19 protein-coding genes and 1 tRNA gene are annotated in these 21475 nt (G+C 72.6%); 14 read left to right on the forward strand and 6 right to left on the reverse strand.

Features of this window, described 5'->3' with window-relative positions; genetic code table 11:
- Positions 1–31: 31 nt before the first annotated feature.
- The 8 genes from IGS67_RS02470 to IGS67_RS02505 all read left to right on the forward strand — a co-directional run bounded on the left by IGS67_RS02470 (position 32) and on the right by IGS67_RS02505 (position 6881).
- Positions 32–1114: a LacI family DNA-binding transcriptional regulator gene (locus tag IGS67_RS02470; RefSeq protein WP_192277460.1), complete on the forward strand. Its 1083-nt coding sequence runs from the start codon at positions 32–34 to the stop codon at positions 1112–1114.
- Positions 1114–1971, forward strand: coding sequence for an arylamine N-acetyltransferase family protein (locus IGS67_RS02475; RefSeq protein WP_192277462.1), 858 nt, complete (start codon positions 1114–1116; stop codon positions 1969–1971). The genes IGS67_RS02470 and IGS67_RS02475 overlap by 1 nt, the downstream gene beginning before the upstream one ends.
- Positions 1968–2510 carry an NADPH-dependent FMN reductase gene (locus IGS67_RS02480; RefSeq protein ID WP_192277464.1) on the forward strand — a complete coding sequence of 181 codons (543 nt, stop codon included), beginning with the start codon at positions 1968–1970 and terminating at the stop codon, positions 2508–2510. Before IGS67_RS02475 ends, IGS67_RS02480 begins: the two co-directional genes overlap by 4 nt.
- Positions 2511–2622: 112 nt before the next feature.
- A tRNA-Met gene (locus IGS67_RS02485) sits at positions 2623–2696 on the forward strand.
- 297 nt (positions 2697–2993) lie between these two features.
- Entirely contained in the window at positions 2994–4394 is a 1401-nt protein-coding gene (locus tag IGS67_RS02490; RefSeq protein WP_192277466.1) for an MATE family efflux transporter, read from the forward strand.
- Positions 4395–4495: 101 nt separating this feature from the next.
- A complete protein-coding gene (locus tag IGS67_RS02495; RefSeq protein WP_192277468.1) occupies positions 4496–5389 on the forward strand; it encodes a TIGR01777 family oxidoreductase in 894 nt (297 codons plus the stop codon).
- 140 nt (positions 5390–5529) lie between these two features.
- Complete coding sequence (locus IGS67_RS02500; protein WP_192277470.1) at positions 5530–6213, forward strand: TetR/AcrR family transcriptional regulator; 684 nt, start codon at positions 5530–5532, stop codon at positions 6211–6213.
- 44 nt (positions 6214–6257) lie between these two features.
- Positions 6258–6881, forward strand: a complete 624-nt coding sequence (locus IGS67_RS02505; protein WP_192277472.1) for an L-threonylcarbamoyladenylate synthase — start codon at positions 6258–6260, stop codon at positions 6879–6881.
- Between the two features lie 61 nt (positions 6882–6942).
- Here IGS67_RS02505 and IGS67_RS02510 read toward each other — a convergent pair whose 3' ends face one another.
- Together IGS67_RS02510 and IGS67_RS02515 are read right to left on the reverse strand one after the other, a co-directional pair.
- On the reverse strand, positions 6943–7947 hold the full coding sequence (locus IGS67_RS02510; protein ID WP_235977484.1) for an NAD-dependent epimerase/dehydratase family protein: 1005 nt from the start codon (positions 7945–7947) through the stop codon (positions 6943–6945).
- A 187-nt stretch (positions 7948–8134) separates the two neighbouring features.
- Entirely contained in the window at positions 8135–8527 is a 393-nt protein-coding gene (locus IGS67_RS02515) for a cupredoxin domain-containing protein (protein WP_192277474.1), read from the reverse strand.
- Between the two features lie 96 nt (positions 8528–8623).
- On the opposite strand from IGS67_RS02515, the gene IGS67_RS02520 reads away from it, so the two are divergent.
- Entirely contained in the window at positions 8624–9709 is a 1086-nt protein-coding gene (locus tag IGS67_RS02520; RefSeq protein ID WP_192277476.1) for a Gfo/Idh/MocA family protein, read from the forward strand.
- A gap of 15 nt (positions 9710–9724) precedes the next feature.
- On the opposite strand, the gene IGS67_RS02525 is transcribed toward IGS67_RS02520, so the two are convergent.
- From IGS67_RS02525 to IGS67_RS02535, 3 genes are all read right to left on the reverse strand, one after another.
- Positions 9725–11101 carry an MFS transporter gene (locus IGS67_RS02525; RefSeq protein ID WP_192277478.1) on the reverse strand — a complete coding sequence of 459 codons (1377 nt, stop codon included), beginning with the start codon at positions 11099–11101 and terminating at the stop codon, positions 9725–9727.
- A 219-nt stretch (positions 11102–11320) separates the two neighbouring features.
- Positions 11321–13945: a phosphoenolpyruvate carboxylase gene (locus tag IGS67_RS02530; protein ID WP_192277877.1), complete on the reverse strand. Its 2625-nt coding sequence runs from the start codon at positions 13943–13945 to the stop codon at positions 11321–11323.
- 141 nt (positions 13946–14086) lie between these two features.
- On the reverse strand, positions 14087–14530 hold the full coding sequence (locus IGS67_RS02535) for an HIT family protein (protein ID WP_192277480.1): 444 nt from the start codon (positions 14528–14530) through the stop codon (positions 14087–14089).
- A 73-nt stretch (positions 14531–14603) separates the two neighbouring features.
- Between IGS67_RS02535 and IGS67_RS02540 the strand changes: the two genes are divergently transcribed.
- The 3 genes from IGS67_RS02540 (at position 14604) to IGS67_RS02550 (ending at position 17734) form a co-directional block, all read left to right on the forward strand.
- On the forward strand, positions 14604–16244 hold the full coding sequence (locus IGS67_RS02540; RefSeq protein WP_192277481.1) for an AAA family ATPase: 1641 nt from the start codon (positions 14604–14606) through the stop codon (positions 16242–16244).
- Positions 16244–17029 carry a hypothetical protein gene (locus IGS67_RS02545; protein ID WP_192277483.1) on the forward strand — a complete coding sequence of 262 codons (786 nt, stop codon included), beginning with the start codon at positions 16244–16246 and terminating at the stop codon, positions 17027–17029. Before IGS67_RS02540 ends, IGS67_RS02545 begins: the two co-directional genes overlap by 1 nt.
- Positions 17030–17224: 195 nt before the next feature.
- On the forward strand, positions 17225–17734 hold the full coding sequence (locus IGS67_RS02550; RefSeq protein WP_192277486.1) for a flavodoxin domain-containing protein: 510 nt from the start codon (positions 17225–17227) through the stop codon (positions 17732–17734).
- Between the two features lie 214 nt (positions 17735–17948).
- Here IGS67_RS02550 and IGS67_RS02555 read toward each other — a convergent pair whose 3' ends face one another.
- On the reverse strand, positions 17949–19382 hold the full coding sequence (locus IGS67_RS02555; RefSeq protein WP_192277488.1) for an amidase: 1434 nt from the start codon (positions 19380–19382) through the stop codon (positions 17949–17951).
- Positions 19383–19550: 168 nt separating this feature from the next.
- Between IGS67_RS02555 and IGS67_RS02560 the strand changes: the two genes are divergently transcribed.
- Both IGS67_RS02560 and IGS67_RS13740 read left to right on the forward strand, forming a co-directional pair.
- Positions 19551–20930, forward strand: coding sequence for a PhoH family protein (locus tag IGS67_RS02560; RefSeq protein WP_192277490.1), 1380 nt, complete (start codon positions 19551–19553; stop codon positions 20928–20930).
- 146 nt (positions 20931–21076) lie between these two features.
- Entirely contained in the window at positions 21077–21460 is a 384-nt protein-coding gene (locus tag IGS67_RS13740; RefSeq protein ID WP_192277492.1) for a TM2 domain-containing protein, read from the forward strand.
- Positions 21461–21475: the final 15 nt, after the last annotated feature.

The raw sequence follows: 21475 nt of genomic DNA on the forward strand, positions 1-21475 counted from the left end.
CGCCGTGTTAATCGAATAACACGGAGGGTGAGTGGCACACACGCTGAAGTCCGTCGCCGAGGCCGCCGGGGTCTCCGCCGCGGCTGTCTCCTACGCCTTCAACCGTCCCGACCGGATCTCCGCGCACGCGAGGGCGCACATCCTCGACGTCGCGCAGCGGCTCGGCTACGCGGGGCCCGACCCCGCCGCGCGCTCGCTCAAGACACGCCGTGCCGGCTCGATCGGGGTTGTCGTCCCCGTCGGGATGTCCTACGTGTTCCGCGACCACTACTTCGCTGAGCTGCTCACAGGAGTTGCCGAGATCGCCGAGCGACGCGGCGCCGGGATGACGCTCGTACCGTTCGACCTCGACGCCGCCGAACGTGCCCGCACGCATGACGAGGACGGCTTGCGTGACACCCTCGACGCGATCCGCCACGCGCTCGTCGACGGCGTCATCGTCGACGGCCTGGCAGGCGACCACCCCGCAGTCCGTGTGCTCATCGACCGTGGACTGCCCGTCGTCGGCTCGACCGCGGACCCAGCGTTCAGCTCGAGCGTCGCGATCGACGACGTCGCAGGCGCGCGCGCCATCGGCGCGCACCTCGCCGCACTCGGGCACCGTGACGTCGTCGTCGTCCTCGCGACCCCGGGGCCGTCCGGCGTGGCGCGCGACGTCACCGACGAAGATGCGCTTCTCCCGTACTCCAGCCACAGGCTCGCGGGCTTCCGCGAGGGCCTCGGTCCGGGGGCGCGCGTCCGTGTCGTCACGGGTGGCTTCAACGACACCGGGTCCGGGCGTGCGGCCGCCGCGCTCGCGCTCAGCGACGATCCTTCCTTCGCCGACCCCACCGCCCTCCTCGCGGACAGCGACGCGCTCGCAGGCGGGATCGTCGACGAGCTGCGGACGCGTGGGATCGTGCCTGGACGCGACCTCTCCGTCACGGGGTTCGACGACGGCGCTCTCGCCACCGACCTCGACCTCACGACCGTGCGGCAACCTGTCCGGGACCGAGGTCGGCTCATGGCACGCATGCTCCTCGAGCCGGATGTCGACGAGCGCCACGTGCTGCTTCCGACAGAGCTTGTCGTCCGGGGGAGCACCGGGCATGCCCGTGCCACGGGAGGGCGATGATGACTGACACCACGCCTGACGCGCCCGCGGCCGACGGGTGGACCGTCGGCCGGCTCGACCTCGACGCCTACCTCGACCGGATCGGCTGCGTCCGTCCGCGCACCGCGAGCGTCGATGCGCTCCGGGAGATCCACCGTGCGCACGTCGCGTCGATCCCGTTCGAGAACCTCGACGTCGTCCTCGGGCGACGGGTGTCGCTCGACCTCGACGCGATCGAGGCCAAGCTCGTCGGCGCCCGCCGGGGCGGCTACTGCTACGAGCACGCGCTGCTCCTCGGTGCAGCGCTCACGCGGCTCGGGTACGTCGTCGAACGGCTCCTGGTGCGCACGGGCGAACCTCTCGAGCATCCCCGACCCCGTGCGCACGCGGCCCTGCGGGTGACGATCAACGGTGCCCCGTGGTTCGCCGACGTGGGGTACGGGTCCGGGTTGCTTGAACCGATCCCCTTCGCCGAGGCCGGGTCGCACCGGCAGGGTGTCTGGGGCTTCGAGATGCTGCGTGGCGGCGACGGCTACCTACGGTTCCGGCGTGACGCAGGGGCGGGCTGGCGAACCGAGCAGACGCTCACCGACGAACCGATCTACCCCGTCGATCTCGCGGTCGCCAACGAGGGTACGTCGACGTCGCCGACCTCGCCGTTCGTCCAGACGTTGCACGTCGTGCGGGTCGACGAGGACTGCGAGCGTTCGCTGCACGGGCGTGAGCACCGCGTCGTCGTGCCCGGGCGGCCCGTCGAGTCGCGGACGGTCGCGGACGACGAGATGGGTGAGACGCTGCGGGGCCTCGGTCTCGAGCTCACGGGCGACGAGATCGACGCCCTGCTGGCGTTCCTCCATGCACGGGAGGTTGCAGCGTGACCGCGATTCGGCTCGCGGTCGTCGTGGCGAGCGTCCGACCGGAACGTGTCGGCGAGGCTGTTGCGCGCTGGTTCTGCGCGCAGGTCGGTGAGGGGTTCGACATCGACGTCGTCGATCTCGCAACCCTTGTCCTCCCCGACGCGCTCGACGGAGGTGGTGACACGGACGTCCTCGCGAAACGCATCGACGTCGCCGACGCGATCGTCCTCGTGACCCCGGAGTACAACCGCGGCTATCCCGGCGTGCTCAAGACGGCGATCGACTCGCTCACGACGCCCTGGCACGCCAAGCCCGTCGGTTTCGTCGCCTACGGCGGCGTGTCCGGCGGACTGCGGGCGGTCGAACAGCTGCGCCCCGTGCTTGCCGAGCTGCACGCGGTGACGTTGCAGGCGACGGTGAGCCTGCCGTACGCGTGGGACCTGCCCGTCGTCGACGGGGCCGTCGTCCCGACGCGGGGCGCGGCGGCGGTGCGCGAGCTCGCGCGGCAGCTCACATGGTGGGGCAGTGTGCTGCGGGACGCGCGGCCCTACGATCCGTGACGTTCCCAGGGCTCCGACAGACGTGGACGCCTCGTGCCCGCCGTGGGGTGCGCGTCGTCACATGCTCTCGATTTGGCCCTCCGTCGACCGTGACGTAGAGTAGAGATACCGACGCGGGGTGGAGCAGCTCGGTAGCTCGCCGGGCTCATAACCCGGAGGTCGCAGGTTCAAATCCTGTCCCCGCTACGAAAGAAGGGCCCTTGGCCTGGGAGAATATCCCAGCCAGGGGCCCTTCGGCTTGCCCGGACCGAGGTCGGTCCGTCTCGCGGCGCGACCGACGTCACACGTCTTCGCCGCAGGTCGGGAGGCGAAAGGGCTGGACGGGCAGGGGAGGGTCGGGCATAGAATCGAAACGTTACGACCCGCAGTGCCGCCAGCCCTCGACCAGCCCGGCAGCTCGTCGGAACGGCGCAGCCGCCGACCGACGGACCGGAACCGTACCGCTCCTCGCCCCCGCATACCCCGTTCCACCGGAGTTCCGTCATGTCCAAGGCACTCACCGCCGGCACCCCCTGGCGCGTCATCCTGCTCTTCGCGCTCCCGCTGCTCGTCGGCAACGTCGTCCAGCAGCTCTACCAGGTTGCCGACGCCTGGGTTGTCGGACGCGAGCTCGGCGTCGACGCTCTCGCCGCCGTCGGCTCGACCGGCGCGTTGACCTTTCTCCTCCTCGGCTTTGCGTGGGGCATGACGTCCGGGTTCGCGATCCCCACGGCACAGGCCTTCGGCGCAGGCGACGCGGCCGCCGTCCGTCGCTCCGTCGGCGCAGGCGTCGTCCTCACGGGCGCCGCGACCGTCGTCGTCATGATCATCGGCGCCTCCCTCTCGCGCCCCCTCCTCACGCTCATGCAGACGCCCGCCGAGCTGCTCGACGACGCCACCACGTTCGCCGTCATCAGCTTCCTCGGCGGCTTCGCGACGATGTACTTCAACTACCTCGCCGCGATCATCCGCGCGCTCGGCGACTCCCGCACGCCCCTCGTCTTCCTCTCGATCGCGTGCGTCCTCAACATCGGGCTCGTCTACGTCTTCGTCGCCCTCCTCGACGGCGGCGTCGCCGGCGCAGCCCTCGCGACCGTCGCCGCCCAGACGTTCTCCGTCGCACTGTGCCTCGACCACGTGCGCCGCCGCATCCCCGCGCTCCACATCAGGCGCGCTGACCTGCGTGCGTCGCGTGCCGACCTCCTCGAGCACCTGCGCATCGGCCTGCCCATGGGCTTCAACGCGTCGATCATCGCGATCGGCGCGCTCGCCGTGCAGGTGCGGCTCAACACCATGGGCGCCGACGCCGTCGCCGCCTGGACGACCGCCGCCCGCGTCGACGGGCTCGCCGTCGCGTTCCTCGCCTCGATCGGCCTCGCCGTCTCGACGTTCGCCGCCCAGAACTACGGGGCCGGGCTCCCCGACCGCATCCGCCAGGGCGTCCGCGAGGGCACTCTCATGTCGATCGGCGTCTCGATCGTCCTCGCCGGCATCCTCATCACCGCTGGCGCACCGATCATCCGGTCGTTCGTCGGCGACGGCGAGGAGCAGGTCGTCGCGCTCGCCCACCAGTTCCTCGTCATCAACGGCGCGTTCTACTGGGCGCTCGGTGTCCTCTTCACGCTCCGCGGTGCGCTCCAGGGCATGGGGCGCACTCTCGTGCCGACCGCGACGGGCGTTATCGAGCTCGTCATGCGCGTCGCCGCAGCGATCGCACTCGGCGGGATGTTCGGCTTCGCGGGCGTCGCCTGGGGCAACCCGCTCGCGTGGTTCGGCTCTGTCGCTCTTCTCGTACCCGCCTGGTTCGCGCTGCTCCGGGCGCTGCGCGGCGACGAGCTGCCGCCGTCGCGCCCGATCTACGCGCCCGACGCCGACACGCGCTGCGACGAACCCGTGAGCGCCTGAGAATCCGCGCTCGGAAGTCCGACGCCCCGTACCCGTGGTGCGGGGCGTCGTGCGTGAGGCAGGGTGGTGGGACGGTCGCGCCGCGACCAGGAGGAGGGACGATGCAGATCCTTGTCGCCGGAGCGTCCGGCATGATCGGTGCGCGGCTCGTCGCGCGCCTCCGGGCCGAGGGCCACGACGTCCGGACGCTCGTCCGACGGGAGCCGCGGGCCGCGGACGAACGGCGCTGGGACCCAGATGCGGGCCACGTGCCCGACGACGAGATCGCCGCGTGCGACGCTCTCGTCAACCTCGGGGGCGCGCCGCTCGCGCAGCTGCCGTGGACCGACGCCCGACGGACCGCGATCCTTGAGTCGCGCGTCCTCACGACGACGCTCCTCGCCGACGCGGTCGCCGAGAGCCCGAGCCCGCCGACCGTGTGGCTCAACGCGTCGGCCGTCGGGATCTACGGCGACCGGCCGGGGGAGCGGCTCGTCGAGGACTCCCCACGCGGTGCGGGCTTCCTCGCGGACGTCGTCGACGCGTGGGAGGCCGCGACCGCCGGAGCCGCCGGGACGACGCGGGTCGTCCTCGCACGCACGGGGCTCGTCCTCGGCCCGGGCGGGGCGCTCGCACCGCTGCGGCTCGCGACGCGGCTCGGCGCGGGGGCGCGCATCGGCGGAGGTCAGCAGCGGTGGCCCTGGATCTCGCTCGACGACGAGGTTGGAGCGATGATCCACCTCCTCACGTCGTCGACGCTCGCCGGGCCCGTCAACCTCGTCGCCCCCGCAACCTCGACGAGCGAGGACGTCACGCGTGCCGTCGCCCGCGTGCTCCACCGCCCGCACCTTCTCGTGCTGCCGCGGCCCGTGCTGCGGCTCGCGCTGCGCGACGCGGCCGACGACCTCCTCCTCGCCGACCAGGACGTCGCCCCGGACCGGCTTCTCGCGGACGGCTTCGTCCCCACGCACCGCGACCTCGACCGCGCGGTCATGGCGGCGTTCGCGCGGGGGTGAGCGCCCACCCCCCTCACCCACCGGGTCGCACGCCGTGGCGGGACCCCGATACCGTGCGGGAACGGCACCGCCACGCGTACCATCGGCGACGACAGGGCGCGCTCGCCGCGCCGCAGGGGGCGACACAGGGTTGGACGGACATGGCAGAAGCACGTCGACGGACAGGCATGCGGGCCGAGACGCGAGAGAAGCGCGTGCGCATCCTCGACGCAGCGCTGCGCACGTTCGGGGCGAAGGGCTACACCAACGCCTCCCTCGCCGACATCGCCGAGCAGGTTGACATGACGCACGCGGGCGTCCTCCACCACTTCGGCTCGAAGCACGCCCTGCTCCTCGAGGTCCTCCAGCACCGGGACACCGACGACGTCGTCGACCTGCCGGACCAGCACATGCCCGACGGCATCGAGCTCTTCCGTCACCTCGTCCGCACCGCGTTCGTCAATGCCCGCCGCGCCGGGATCGTCCAGGCGTACGCCGTGCTCTCCGCGGAGTCCGTCACGGAGGGCAACCCTGGCCGACCCTACTTCACGGGCCGGTTCCGCACCCTGCGCGACGAGACCGTGCGCGCCTTCACGACGATGTGCGCCGAGCAGGGCACCGCGGTCCCCGAGGACGTCGAGCTCGCGGCCGCCGCGATCCTCGCCGTCATGGACGGGCTCCAGGTGCAGTGGCTTCTCGACCCCGACCGCATCGACCTCGGCCGGGCGAGCGCACGGGCGATCGAGGCGATCGTCGCGTCGGTTCTCGGTCCCCGCACGGACGTCCTCGGCCCGTGGGAGAGCTGGGCGCCCGATCTCCTCGAGCTCGTGGCCGAGCTCCGCTGAGGGCGTTCCTCCCGCAAGAGGGCCGCTCGACGTAGGCTCGGGTCATGGCACGCTACGTCGAGGTCCACCCGCACGATCCCCAGCCGCGCGCGATCGCCCAGACCGTCGCACTCCTGCGTGACGGCGGCATCGTCGCCTACCCGACCGACTCGGGCTACGCGCTCGGCGCCGCGATCGGCAACCACGAGGGCGCCGACCGCATCCGGCGCATCCGCCACCTCGGTGAGGGGCATCACTTCACGCTCGTGTGCTCCGACTTCGCCCAGCTCGGCCAGCTCGTCCACCTCGACAACGCGGCTTTCCGTGCCGTCAAGCATGCGACGCCCGGCCCGTACACGTTCATCCTCCCCGCGACGAAGGAGGTGCCGCGCCGCCTCGCGCACCCGCGCAAGAAGACCGTCGGAGTGCGCATCCCCGAGCACCCCGTCGTCCGCGCGCTCCTGCGCGAGCTCGGCGAGCCGCTCCTCTCGTCGACCCTCCTCCTGCCCGACCACGACGAGCCGCTCACGCAGGGCTGGGTCATCAAGGACGAGCTCGACCACGAGCTCGACGCCGTCCTCGACGACGGCGAGGAGACCGAGGCCCGTCCCACGACGGTCGTCGACCTCTCCGACGGCGCGCCGGTCGTCGTCCGCGTCGGTTCGGGCGACCCGACGCCCTTCGAGTAGCGCGTGCGCACACCGACGGCGCCGTCCCCACCCTGCCGGGGACGGCGCCGTCGGCGCGTGCTCAGGATTTCTGGAGCGCGATGATCGTGCGGATCGTCGCGACGATCTCCGCGCGCACGTCCTCGTGGACGATCCCGAGCACATCCTGCGTGACCGCGGGATCCGTCACCGCGGCACGGTCCTGGAAGACCGCGGCGTCGACGAGGCGGATGCCGTGCTCCTTGCCTGCGGCCGCCGTCGCGGCGTCGTACTGCTCCATCGCCGGAAGGACTGCCTCGAGCGGCACCGTGACGACGTCGGACACGTCGCGACCGAGCTCGGCGCAGATGATCTCGTTGAGCTCGCGGTAGGAGAGGTTGTAGTCGTTGATCGCGTAGCGACCGCCGTGCTCGCCCTGCTCCATCGCGCCGACCGCGGCCTGCGCGACCTGGCGGACCGTCACGGCTGACGTCGAGCCTCGCTGGACGTGGACCGCGCCCTCGGTCGCCGCGACCCGGTTGACGAACATCTCCCACAGCGGCATGCGGCCGGGCATCTGGCCGAAGATGTACGGCAGACGCAGCGTCATGACAGCCATGGCACCGTCGCCCTCGAGGTACGCGACCTCCTCCTGCGCGAGGCGCGTCCGCGGGTAGCCGTTGCGGGTGCGGTAGCCGAGATCGGGCCACAGCTCGCCGAACTCGGCGGTGTAGGAGCCGTAGAGCACGAAGCGCTCGACGCCGACCCGGCGGGCGGCGCGGGCCACGCGCTGCGTGGGGCGCACGTTCGCGTTGTAGAAGTAGTGGGCCGACGGGGCGTCGGGCACGACGCGCTCGTCGGCGCCAGCCGCATAGAAGACCGCGTGCTTGCCGGCGAGGAGGTTCGCGAGCTCGCCGTCCGACATCTCGGTGATGTCGCCGAGCAGCTCGACGACGGGCTCACCGCCGAGGTCGTCGAAGAGGCCGTCCGCCGGCACCGGCGGGAGCGACAGCGAGGTGACGCGGTAGCCGCGACGCACGAGCTCCCGGGTGGTGTGGTAGCCGAGGAGGCCCGTGCCTCCGACGACGAGGACGTCCAGCATCGTCATGCCCTTCTCTGAGTCCTGCGGTGCTCTCACCTTCAGTTATCCCACCCCGCTCGCGGGGAGAGCGGGCCGATGGTCCCCGCGCTCCCAGGCCGTTGGTCCTCGATTCGTGCGGGTGACGCGTGTCCCCGGGGGTGCGGCAGCGTGTGCGGACGTCTTGGTGTCAAGAGAGTCGACGTCGACGGGTGCGTCAGCCGGTGATCGTCATGACCATGCCGGCCTCGCGGTGCCCCGTGACGGCGCACCACGCGTCGAGCGTGCCGTCGACGACCCCGACGACGAGGGTCGCCGTCTCCCCCCGGGGCAGCAGCGGCGTCTGCATCCCGCTCGCCGTCACGAGGTCGTGCGGCATGCCGTCGACGTTCTTGAGCTCGATGACGAGGCTGCGACCGTCGGGCACCGCGATCTCCTGCGGGTGGAACCGCATGTCGCGCGCGAGCACGGGCACGTGGTAGCTGCCGTCGTCCGCGACGTACGGGGCGGCCGGCTCCTCGGGCGCCTGCGGGCCGCACGCGGCGAGGGCGAGGACGGCGGTGAGGACGACGGCGGTGCGCCGCAGGGCAGGACGGCGAAGGCTCTTCACCCGTCGACCCTAGCCCCGCACACGCTGGAGCGGCCCGCCGGTGCAGGCCGGGTGCGAGGATGGCCTCGCACGTCCACGACGATGAGGAGGCAGCGCATGGCAGCGGTCAAGGTCGGGATCCTCGGCTACGGGCTCGGTGGGGCCGCGTTCCACGCGCCGTTCGTCGCGTCGACCCCAGGGCTCGAGCTCACAGCGGTCGTCACGGGCCGCGCCGCGGCCGCCGAGGAGATCCGCTGCCGTTACCCCGGGGCGCGCGTCCTGCCCGACACCGACGCCCTGTGGCGGGCGGGCGTCGACGTCGTCATCGTCACGACCCCCAACCGCACGCACGTACCGCTCGCGCGTGCCGCGCTCGAGCGAGGCCTCGGCGTCGTCGTCGACAAGCCGGCGGCGCCCGACGGGGCGACGCTGCGACGCCTCGGTGAGCTCGCCGACGCGCGCGGCGCCCTCCTCACCGTGTTCCACAACCGTCGGTGGGACGACGACCACCTCACGCTGCGCCGCCTCCTCGGCGAGGGAGCGCTCGGGGAGGTCCTCCGCTACGAGGCCCGGTGGGAGTCGTGGCGGCCCGTGCCGCGCGGCGGCTGGCGCGAGTCCGCCGACCCGGCGGACCTGCCGGGGCTGCTCCACGATCTCGGCACACACCTCGTCGACCAGGCGCTCGACGTGCTCGGTCCGGTCGCGACGGTCTACGCGGAGACCGACGTGCGCCGTGCGGGCGTCGGCGCGGACGACGACGCGTTCGTCGCGCTCACGCACGTCGGCGGGGCGCGCTCGCACCTCGCCGTGAGCGCGCTCGTGCCGGTGCCCGGGCCGCGCCTGCGTGTCGTCGGCGCCCACGGCCAGGTCGAGACGTGGGGCCTCGACCCGCAGGAGGTCGCGCTGCGGGCCGGTCGCCGCCCCGTGGGCGACGGCCTCACGGACGACGGCACGTTGTGGGGCGTGCGCACCCCCGCGGGCACGATGACGCTCACGACGGGTGGTCCCGAGGGGACCACGACGAGCGACGTGCCGCTCGTCCCCGGCGACCACGGCGCGTTCTACGCGCAGCTCGCCGAGGCCGCCGCGGGACGCGGGCCCGTCCCGGTGAGCGTCGAGAGCGCGGCGGTGACGCTCGACGTCGTCGCGGCCGCGCACCGTGCGGCCGCGACGGGGCAGGCCGTCACGCTCGGCGCGCGCTGAGCCTCGTGCGGGACGTCAGGCGCGGGGGAGCGTCTCGAGGTGCCGGCGGAGCCGCCCGTCCTCGAACACCGCAATGACCACCCCGACGACGAGGATCGGCGCGAGCGAGAGCCATGCGAGCGTGAAGCCGCGGTCGGAGAACAGCGCGGGGCTCGTCTCTCCCACGAGGTCGAGGACGACGCCGAGGACACCCATCGCGAGAAGGTTTGCGACGAACGCGCCCGCGTTGACCATGCCGGTCGCGACGCCCTGCGAGCGCAGCGGTACGGTCGCGCGCGCCTGGTCGAGTCCGATGAGCGACGCGGGCCCCGAGACGCCCATGACGACGACGAGCATGACGAGAACGCCGGCCGGCACGGGCCCGGGCCAGCCGAGCACGACGGCCCAGGCCGCGACCTGCACACTGACGGCGCCGAGGACGAGGCGCAGGCGCCGTTCGGCCCAGCGGGCGGAGAGGAAGCCGACGAGCGGGCTCACGACGACGAACGAGGCGACGTACACGGAGAGGATGCTGAGCGCGGTCTCGTCCGAGAGTCCCTCGGCGCGTGTCATGTAGGGGAAGCCCCAGAGGAGCACGAACGTGTACGCGGGCATCGCGGAGACGAAGTGGAGCCAGAACCCCGCGCGGGTCCCGGGGTCGAGAAGCGTGCGGCGCAGCGACGGGGCGTCGGGCGTCGGTGCGACGACCGCGTCACGCAGCACGGGCGGGGCCTCGTCCGTCGTCCGGTCCGTGCCGGACCCCGGATCTCGGTCCGTGAGGTCGATGTCAATCGAGACGGGCCGTGCGTCGCGCACGACGAGGACGACGAGGACCGCGGCGAGGAGGGTCACGGACCCGGCCGACGCGAACGCGGCCGTCCACCCGTGGAGGGCGACGAGCGCGACGAACGGACCGAGCGAGAGCAGCTGGCCGAGCTGGCCGACGAGCCCCGTCACCTGCGTGGCGACGGGGACGGTGCGCGCGGGGAACCAGGCGGGCAGGAGGCGCACGGCCGGGATGAAGACGAACGCGTCGCCCGAGCCGACGAGCACGCGGGCGGCGACGGCGCCGGGCACGGAGTCGGCGAGGCCGAGGAGGATCTGGCCGACGCCGATGAGCGCGCAGCCGACCGTGAGCGAGAGGCGGGGACCGAAGCGGTCGAGGAACGAGCCGACGGGCACCTGGAGGCCGGCGTAGACGACGAGCTGGAGCACCGCGAACGACGACAGCGCGGACGAGGTCGTGCCGAAGCGGACGGCGGCCTCGACGCCGGTCGCGGACAGCGACGAGCGGGCCGCGACGGCGAGGACGTAGGCGAGGAGCGCGACACCCCAGACGACGAGAGCGCGCCTCGTGATCCGGTCGATCGGGCGAGGGGTGTCGTGGTGGCCTGCCGGGCCGTGTTGCGGCACTGGGGGTTCCTTCCGCGAAGGCCCGGCCTTCCGGGCCGGGGAGGGTGGGTGCTGAAACATCCTACCTTTAGGGTGCCCCTGTGGTCCGAGCGTCTCACCGCGCGCGTATCCGGCGCTCGCCCGGCCCACGTGGAACGGCGCCCGCACCGTCCCTTCCCGAGACGACAACGCCGGGCCGCGCATGTGCGCGACCCGGCGTCAATGTGCCGCGCAGGAGGCTCAGCCCGTGTTCTGGAGACCGGCAGCAACACCGTTGAGCGTGATGAGCAGGAGCCGCTTGATCCGTGCGATCTCCTCCTCCGGCCGGTTGTCGTCGAGACGCAGCGACCGCAGCGCGCGCACCTGGATGAGTGAGAGCGCGTCGACGTAGGGGCTGCGCATCTGCACCGCTCGGCCAAGCACGCGCATGTTCGCGAGCATCCGGTCCTTGCCCGTCGTGCGCAGCACCCACTCCTTGGTGAGCGCCATCTCCTCGAGCACGAGCGCCGCGAGGTCCTCACGGTCGCCGAGCGCGAGGTAGCGGGCCGCGATGCGCTCGTCCGTCTTCGCGAGCGACATCTCGACGTTGTCGATCATCGTCGAGAACAACGGCCAGCTCTCGTACGCGCGGCGCAGCTCGTTGACGTCGCCCACGGCTGCGAGGGCCGTCCCGAGGCCGAACCAGCCCGTGAGGTTGATGCGCGCCTGCGACCACGCGAAGACCCACGGGATCGCACGGAGGTCGTCGAGCGAGTTGATCGACAGACCACGCTTCGCAGGGCGCGAGCCGAGCGGCAGCAGCCCGACCTCCTCCTGAGGCGTCACCTGCGCGAACCACGCGGGGAAGCCGGGGGAGTGGACGAGCTCGAAGAACCGCTTGCGCGATGCCGTGTCCATGACTGCGGCGATGCCCGCGAAGGCCTCCGCAGCCTCGGAGTTGCGCTGCTCGTTGCTCGGCGCGGACGCGAGCAGCGTCGCGGCTGCGACCTGGTCGATGTGCCGGGCCGCGATCGCCGGGTCGCCGTACCGCGCCGCGATGACCTCGCCCTGCTCCGTGAGCTTGAAACGGCCGTCGACCGAGTGGGGCGGCTGCGCGAGGATCGCGCGGTTCGCCGGGCCGCCACCACGGCCGAGCGCGCCGCCACGGCCGTGGAACAGCGTGAGCGTGATGTTGTTGCGCTGTGCCCAGTCGGCGATGCGCTGCTGCGCGTCGTAGAGCGCGAGCGTCGCCGACACCGGACCGACGTCCTTCGAGGAGTCGGAGTAGCCGAGCATGACCTCGAGGCGGCGCTCCGTCGCCGCGAGCCGCTCGACGACCTCGGGCTGAGTGATGTACTCCTCGAGCACGCCGACCGACGCCTCGAGGTCCGCGAACGTCTCGAAGAGCGGGATGACGTCGAGCACGGGCAGGTCTGCGTCCTCGCCGAGCGCGTGACGTGCGAGCTCGTAGACGTTGCCGAGGTCCTCCGCCGACGTCGTGAACGACACGATGTAGCGCCGCGCGGCCGGAACGCCGTAGCGGTCCTGGACGAACGCGATCGCCCGGAACGTGTCGAGCACCTCGACCGCACGCTCCGAGAGCGGACCGTCGACCCCGTGCTCCGCGATCTCCGCGAGCGTCTCGCGGTGCACCTGCGAGTGCTGGCGCACCTCGTGCTCCGCGAGGTGGAAGCCGAACGTCTGCACCTGCCAGATGACCTGCTGGAGCTCGCCGTACGCGACACGCGTCGCACGCGCCTCGACGAGCGAGCGCTGGACGACGAGAAGGTCCTCGAGCAGTTCGTCCGACGTGCGATAGGCGAGGTCCGCGTCACGACGACGCGTCGCGCTCACACGCTCCGCGACGACGAGGAGCACCCGACGGTGCGGCTCGTTGGGCGACCGCACCGCGATCTCCCGCGTGAGCTCTTCAGCCATGCGCGTCTGCGTGCGCCACAGCGCCGTGAGCTCGGCCGAGCCGGGCGTCGAGTCACCGTCGTGCGTGAGGCTGCGGCCCAGCTCCGCGACGACGCTCTCGAGCGCGACGAGCACATGCTCGTTCGCGATCGCCGCCGCCTGCTTCGTGATCGCCGCCGTGACATTCGGGTTGCCGTCGCGGTCTGCGCCGATCCACGTGCCGAGCCGCACGAAGGGGGCGACCCGCGGCTCGACGAGCCCCGCGTCCTCACCATTGAGCAGGTCGTCGAAGCGACGGTAGACGACGGGGAAGGTCTCGAAGAGCGTCTGGTCGAAGACGTTCATTGCGGTGCGGACCTCGTCGAGCGGCGACGGCTTCGACGAGCGCAGCGGCGCCGTGCGCCACAGCGTGTCGATCTGGCCGAGCAGACGACGGTGGTTGTCCGCGAGCGTGATGCCGCCGATCGCCTGGACGTCGCGCTCCGCGAGGAGCTCCGTGATCCTGCGGATCGCCGCGGCCACCGCACGGCGACGGGCCTCGGTCGGGTGTGCCGTGAGCACCGGACGGAACTCGAGCGCACGGATACGCCGCGCAGTTTCCTCCGCGCCGACCTCGTCGCGCAGCCGCGCGACCGCCGACTGCACGTCGTCGTTGAGGGCCGACACCGCGCCCGTGTCGGCCTCGCGACGCCGCAGGATGCGCACGCGGTGGTGCTCCTCAGCGAGGTTGACGAGGTGGAAGTAGCACGTGAACGCCCGGGCGACCTGCTCGGCACGCTCGAGCGAGAACGACTCGATGAGAGCCTCGGCCGCCTCGATCGACGCCGAGCCGTCCTCGTCGTACGCCGCGATCGTCAGCGAACGCAGACGCTCGACGTCGTCGAGGAGGTCCTCGCCGACTGACTCCGTGAGGATCTGACCGAGCATGCCGCCGAGCAGACGGACGTCCGCGCGCAGCTCGTCCGGCATCTCGTGCCGTGCCGTCCCGCGCTCGTCCGGCTGTGTGGGGGTGGGTTCCAGATGGGTCACGTCCCCGACCATAGGACCTTCACCGCGCCCGGCGCGCGTCTGTTCGTCATGCGGTCCCGCGCGCGGACCATGAAGGGCATCTCAGTCGGGCGCGCCGAGCGTCGGCGGGACGTGCGCTCCCTCGCCGCCCGCACGCAGCGCGGCGCGCACCCGCTCCATCGCGTCGTCGAGCTCGTCGGCCGGCACGTCCGACCTCGCGTGCGCGAACGACAGCTCCGCCTCGCCCCACGCAGGCAGCACGTGAAGATGCAGGTGAGGGACCTCGAAGCCGGCGACGAGGAGCGCCGCGCGCGGCGCCTCGAACGCCACCTCCTGCGCCCGACCGATCGCGGCAGCGACCCGGGACAGGTGCGCGAGCAGACCGTCGTCCGCCTGCGTGAATGACGCCACCTCCGCACGGGGGACGACGAGCACGTGCCCAGGAGTGATCGGAGCGATGGTCGCGAACGCCACAGCGACCGGGTCCGACCACACGAACCGTCCAGGGATCTCGCCGTCGATGATGCGTGTGAAGAGCGTCGCCATGCGAGCAATCTACTGCGCTATCTTGACCGGGGCAGGCACGCGCGCGGACCGCGCGCACGAGGGAGGGGCCGTCATGAACCCGCAAGGAGCTCCGAGCACGTCGCAGAAGTTCCGGGAGTCGCTCCTCGATCTGCTGCGCGCACGCCACCCCGTCGTCCTCGTCGAGACGCACGAGACCGAGCGCGTCATGGCGGCCGTCGTCTCGATCGCGCAGGACCCCACCGCGTTGCGCACTCAGCGCCAGGTCCTCGCCTACTCCCTCTCCCGCGGCCTCCACCACCCCGGCGACCCCGGCCGCGCCCAGGTCCCCGAGGACGCGCTCACCGCCGCGATGTCGACGCCCGTGCCGACGATCTTCGTCTTCAACGACCTCCACCACTTCCTCGGTGGCAACGGTCGTGAGGTTGACCCGATCCTCGTGCGCGCACTCCTCGACGTCGCAGCCGCGTTCAAGGCGGGCGACGTCGCCCACACCCTCGTCATCGTCTCGCCGTCGCTCCAGCTGCCCACGGACCTCGAGAAGGTCGTCTCCGTCGTCGACCTGCCGCTGCCCGACACCGACGAGCTCGGCGAGGTGCTCGACGCGATCTGCGACGCGAACGCGGGCGGCATCCGCGTCGAGCTCACGCCGACGGATCGCGAGAACCTCCTCCAGGCCGCGCGCGGCCTCACCCGCTGGGAGGCCGAGAACGCGTTCGCCCGGGCGATCGCCGGCGACCGGGTCCTCTCGCGCGACGACATCGCGCGCGTCGTCGAGGAGAAGCGTCAGACGATCCGCAAGTCCGCACTGCTCGAGTTCGTGCCGCCGTCCGGCACGATCGAGGACGTCGGGGGGCTCGACAACCTCAAGCGGTGGCTCGTCACACGCCAGGGGTCGTGGCTGCCGCAGGCCGCCGCCTGGGGCGTGCCCGCGCCCAAGGGAATCCTCATCACGGGCGTGCCGGGCTGCGGCAAGTCGCTCACCGCGAAGTGCTCGTCGACGCTCTGGGGCCTGCCGCTCCTGCGCCTCGACGTCGGCAAGGTCTTCGCCGGCTTCGTCGGGTCGTCCGAGCAGAACATGCGCGAGGCGCTCCGCCTCGCCGAGGCGGTCGCGCCGTCGATCCTCTGGATCGACGAGATCGAGAAGGGCTTCGGCTCCGCCGGACAGTCGCAGTCGGGGGACTCGGGGACGAGCCAGCGCGTCTTCGGCACGTTCCTCACGTGGCTCCAGGAGAAGACCGCGCCCGTCTTCGTCATCGCGACCGCCAACAAGATCGACGCCCTGCCGCCCGAGTTCCTCCGCAAGGGACGCTTCGACGAGATCTTCTTCGTCGACCTGCCCACGCCCACGGAGCGCGAGGAGATCTGGCGGCTCCACCTCGACCGTCGGCTCGCCGCAGGTCATGAGCTCGGCACCGCGGCCGCTCCGACGCCCGGTCTGCTCCGCGACCTCGTCGCCGGCTCCGAAGGGTTCTCGGGGGCCGAGATCGAGCAGGCCGTCGTCTCCGCATGCTTCGACGCGTACGCGGGACGACGCGCGCTCACGGTCGACGACGTGCGTCGCGCCGTCGCCAACACCGTCCCGCTGTCCGTCACGCAGGCCGAGCAGATCGCGCGCACGCGCGAGTGGGCGGCCTCGCGGGCCGTCGCCGCGAGCCTTGTCGACGAGCCCGGGGTTCCCCTGCACCCCGAGCTCGCACCCGACGACGTCCGTGGGCGGAGGGTGGCCTACTGATGGCATTCGACCGCGTCCGCAGCGCCGAGGACCGGCTCGCGGACAGCACGTGGCACCGGGGCGAGCGCGTGGGCTTCTGGCTCACGGTCGCGACCCTCGGCTGCTTCACCTTCGCGTGGTTCGGCATCCACGCGCTGCGCCAGTTCCACACCGCGCGCCGCTCGGTCGACGAGTCGTGGGCCGTCGTCTGGGGCATCGTCGCCGGTGTGTCGATGAGCTTCGGCGGCGGGCTCGACTTCTCGACCGACGCGGCCGCGGCGATCTCCGTGCTCGTGTGGGCCGTGCGGCTCGGCTCGTTGTTCCACGTCTACGTCGATCACACGGCGCGCATGCGCGACCTCGCCGACGGCGAGGTCGCGCGCGAGCGCTCGATGATCGCGAGCGTCCTCGGCGGTCCCGGTGGTCGCGGTGGTCCGACGGCGCAGGGCCGGCCCGGCCCCGCGGTCGGCGGTCGCTTCGAGGTCCCGGCGAGCGACCCGTTCGCCGCGGGCCGGCCCACCACGCCGACACCGCCCCCTGCCACACCGAGGTCGCCCGTGCGCGGACGCTCATGGGGGCGTCTCGGTCACGGGGCTCCCGACCCGGACAGCGGTCGACGGCTCGAGTCGCCTGCACCACCACCCGGACCCCGAGCCACGGCCGGTGCGCCCGCCGACGGCACGCCGGACGCCCCCGTGTGGGTCCCCGGGCTCGAGCCGATCGACCCGCGCGACGCCGTCCGCGGCCGGCGCGACGGGCGCGGCGACCCTGCGGCGCCGCCGAGCGGACGCGTCCTCGACCTCTGAGTGTCGGCCCCTCGCGGCACCGGTCGCAGGCCCGGGCCGTCGTGCGAGCAGCCTCGACGACGGCGGCGGCCGCTGTGATGTGCACCGCCGTGCGTGGGGGACCTCAGGCCCAGCCTCAGGCGGACGACGTGGGAAACACTGGACGGACGGAGTGCGAGGGGTCGTATCCATCCGGCAGTCTGCAAGGAGACTCACATGTTGGTTCTGGTCGCGGTGGCGTCACGCCATGGCAGCACGCTCGAGATCGGCGAGCAGATCGGTGACGTCCTGCGTGGCGCAGGCCTCGGCTGCGACGTCCGCCCGGCGGGCGAGGTCGCGTCGCTCGACGGCTACGACGCGGTCGTCGTGGGCTCGGCGGTCTACACGGGCCGGTGGCTCGCGGACGCCCGGGACCTCGTCGACAAGCACGTCGCTGAGCTGGCTGCGATGCCCGTGTGGCTGTTCTCCTCGGGGCTCGCGGACTCGCCTGCCAAGGCGTCGAACCGCCCGGCCGAGACCGTCGACCGGATGAACGTCACCGGGGCCGTCGCGCACCGGCACTTCCCCGGCAAGCTCGACCTGAGCGTCCTCAACTTCTCCGAGCGCGCGATCATCGCGGCGGCTCGCGGCAAGCAGGGTGACCGCCGCGACATGGCGGCGGTGCGTGAGTGGGCAGGCACGATCGCGGCGCACCTCGTCGCGTCGCCGGAGCACGCGGACGCCTGACCCGCCTCCGCCCCGCCCCCAGCGGCTCGATAGCCGATCGGACCACGTGATGTGGGCGGATCAGCTATCCACCCAGGGGCGCGTGCGCTCGATAGCGGATCCGTACGCAGGACGCGTACCGATCCGCTATCGACTGCGCCAACCGCTACGGAGGGCAGAGCCCGTGAGGGGCAGGCCAGTGTCCGGCCAGGGTCAGGCCCGTGTCAGTCCAAGGTCAGGCCAGCGGCGGGCGGCGGTCCTGCCAACGGTGGATCTCCTCGAGCTGCAGCGCAAGAGTGAGCAGCTCCGCGTCATGACCGAGGCGACCGCCGAGCTGCACGCCGATCGGCAGCGTCGTCCCGTCGACGTCGAGCTCCGCGACCGGGAGCGACACCGCCGGACGCCCCGTGAGGTTCCACACGCTCGTCCACGGCGTGAAGCGCGTCTGCGCCGCGAAGTCCGCGGCAGGGTCCGCGTCGTCGCGTAGCGCGTCGGGACGGACGGGCGGTTGCGCGAGCGTCGGCGTGAGGACGACGTCGAGGTCCTCCCACGCCTGCCCGACGGCCCGCACGAGCCGTTGGTGAGCGACGACCGCGTCGGCGTGCTCGACGCCCGTGACGCGCCTGCCGTTCTCCCGCAACCAGCGCGTCAGGGGTCGGAGCATGCCCTCGGCCTGGGGCGGCACGGGGACCTGCAGGGCCATGACCGACCACAGCGCGGCGAAGGCGTCCCACGCCTCGGCGGCGAACGGCACGGGCGCCTCGACGACGTCGTGGCCGAGCGAGGCGAGGTCGTCAGCAGTCCGCAAGGCCGCCGCGACGCACGCCGGGTGGACGTCGGCGTCGGAGGTGATGAGCGGTGTCGTCAGCAGCCCGACGCGCAGCCGACGCGGGCGCGCGTCGAGCGCCGCGAGGAAGCCGCCCGCGGGACGACGCGCCTCGACCATGTCTCCCGGCCACGGGTGCGCGAGGACGTCGAGGAGCGCAGCCGTGTCCCGGACGTCGCGCGTGAGGACCCCGTGGCTCGCGAGACCCGCCCCGTCCGTGCCCCACGGACCCGGGCTCACGAGCCCGCGGCTCGGCTTGAGCCCGACGAGCCCGCATGCGCTCGCGGGGATGCGGATCGACCCGCCGCCGTCGTTGCCGTGGGCGACCGGGACGATGCGAGCCGCGACCGCGGCGGCCGCTCCGCCGCTCGAGCCGCCGGCCGTGCGCGTCGTGTCCCACGGCGTGCGGGCCGGGGGAGTGCCGTCGGGCTCGGTGTAGCAGGGCAGGCCGAGCTCGGGGGTCGTCGTCTTGCCGAGCATCACCGTGCCCGCGCGGGCGAGGAGCGTGACGACGCCGTCGTCGACGTCCGCGACGTTGTCCGCGAGGAGCGCGGACCCCGCCGTGAAGCGCACGCCCGCGACCATCGTGAGGTCCTTGACGGGGCACGGGACGCCGAGCAGCGGTGGGAGGCTGCGCGGGTCGTCAGCGGCCGCGAGGACCCTCTCGGCCTCCGCGGCCTCGGCGAGCGCCCGCTCGGGCGTGAGCGTGACGAACGCGCCGACCTGCGGGCCGAGACGCTCGGCGCGGTCGAGCGCATGGCGCACGACCTCCGTCGGGGAGGTCTCGCGGAGGCGGATCGCCTCCGCCGTCTCGAGGGCTGTGAGGTCGTGGAGCTCGCTCATGCTCCGAGCCTAGGCCCGGTGTGCGCCCGGATTTCGGCGCGTGTTCGCCCGCACCTCTCTTCCCCGACGAACGACACCGCTGTAGTTTGGCTGTGACGGACGACACACCCGTTGTCCGGCGCCCCCGGGCCGACCACCCAGGCCGGCCCCCAGCGCAGGGAGCCTCGCATGAACCCCACGAGCACGACGGTCACCCGGACCACGCGCACGGAGGGAGGTGAGGGTCCCGTGCGGACGTTCGTCGTCGACACCTCCGTCCTCCTCGCCGACCCCGCCGCTCTGCGACGCTTCGCCGAGCACGACGTCGTCCTGCCCCTCACCGTCGTCACCGAGCTCGAGGCCAAACGCCACCACGCCGAGCTCGGCTACTTTGCCCGCGCCGCCCTGCGCGCGCTCGACGACCTCCGGGTCCGCCACGGCGGCCTCGACCGCCCCCTGCCGCTCGGCGCAGGCCTCGGGACCCTGCGCGTCGAGCTCAACCACATCGACCCGGCCGTCCTCCCCGCGGGCTTCCGGCTCGGCGACAACGACTCCCGCATCCTCGCTGTCGCCGCGGGTCTCGCCGCCGAGGGCGCCGACGTCACCGTCGTCTCCAAGGACCTGCCGATGCGCATCAAGGCGTCCGCGTGCGGCCTCACCGCCGAGGAGTATCGCGCCGAGCAGGCCACCGAACCCGGCCACACCGGGATCGCCGAGCTCGACGTCCCCGAGGCGACGATGGCCACGCTCTGGGAGCACGAGTCCTTCCCGCTGAGCGACCTGCCGCCCGCAACCCTCACCGCGTTCCAGGAGACGACGACGCCGCACGTCCACACGGGCCTCGTCCTCCACTCCCCACGAGGCTCCGCCCTCGGCCGCATCACCGCCGACAAGCACGTCCAGCTCGTCCGCGGCGACCAGGAAGTCTTCGGGCTGCGCGGCCGCAGCGCGGAGCAGCGCATCGCGATCGACCTCCTCGCCGACCCGTCGATCGGCATCGTCTCCCTCGGCGGACGCGCCGGCACCGGGAAGTCCGCCCTCGCACTCTGCGCCGCCCTCGAGGCCGTCCTCGAGAAGCGCCAGCACCGTCGCATCATGGTGTTCCGGCCGCTCTACGCGGTCGGCGGCCAGGAGCTCGGCTACCTGCCCGGCACCGAGGCCGAGAAGATGAACCCGTGGGCGGACGCCGTCTACGACACCCTCGGCGCCGTCGTCGCCAAGGAGGTTGTCGAGGAGGTCCTCGCCCGCGACCTCCTCGAGGTCCTGCCGCTCACACACATCCGCGGCCGCTCCCTCCACGACGCGTTCGTCATCGTCGACGAGGCCCAGTCCCTCGAGCGCGGCGTCCTCCTCACCGTCCTGTCGCGCATCGGCCAGAACTCGCGCGTCGTCCTCACGCACGACGTCGCGCAGCGCGACAATCTGCGCGTCGGACGGCACGACGGCGTCGCGGCGGTCGTCGAACAGCTCGCCGGCCACCCCCTCTTCGCGCACGTCACCCTCACCCGCTCCGAGCGTTCGCCCGTCGCGGCGCTCGTCACCCAGCTCCTCGAGGACGTCACCGCGTAGGCCGGCCGGGCACGGCCCGTGGCCCACGCCGCCGACCTCGGCTGCGCCGGGGCGCGGCACGGCGCGGCACGAAGCGGGCTGTGCGGCGTCGCGCTAACGTTCTCGCATGTCCCAGGGGGGACACGACCATCGACGAGAGGGACCTCGTGACCGACCCGAACCAGCAGCCGTACCAGCACGACCCCTACGGGCAGCAGCCCTCCGGTGAGCAGCAGCCGTACGGCCAGCAGGCGTACCCGCAGCAGCCGTACGGCCAGCAGCAGTACGCGCCCCAGGGCGGCCCTGTCCGCCAGGCCTACGCGCCCGACGGCACGCCCGCGAGCGACAAGACGATCCTCATCGCCTTCCTCCTTGGCTTCCTCCTCGCCGGCCTCGGCATCCACCGGTTCTACGTCGGCAAGGTCGGCACAGGGATCCTCTTCCTCCTCACGGCGGGAGGCCTCGGCGTGTGGTGGCTCATCGACATGATCATGCTCGTCATGGGCAGCTTCACGGACGCCCAGGGCCGCAAGCTCATCAACTGGACCTGACCCGTCCTGCACCAC

This window comes from Flavimobilis rhizosphaerae (assembly GCF_014852685.1).
GTDB classification, from domain to species: Bacteria; Actinomycetota; Actinomycetes; order Actinomycetales; family Cellulomonadaceae; genus Flavimobilis; species Flavimobilis rhizosphaerae.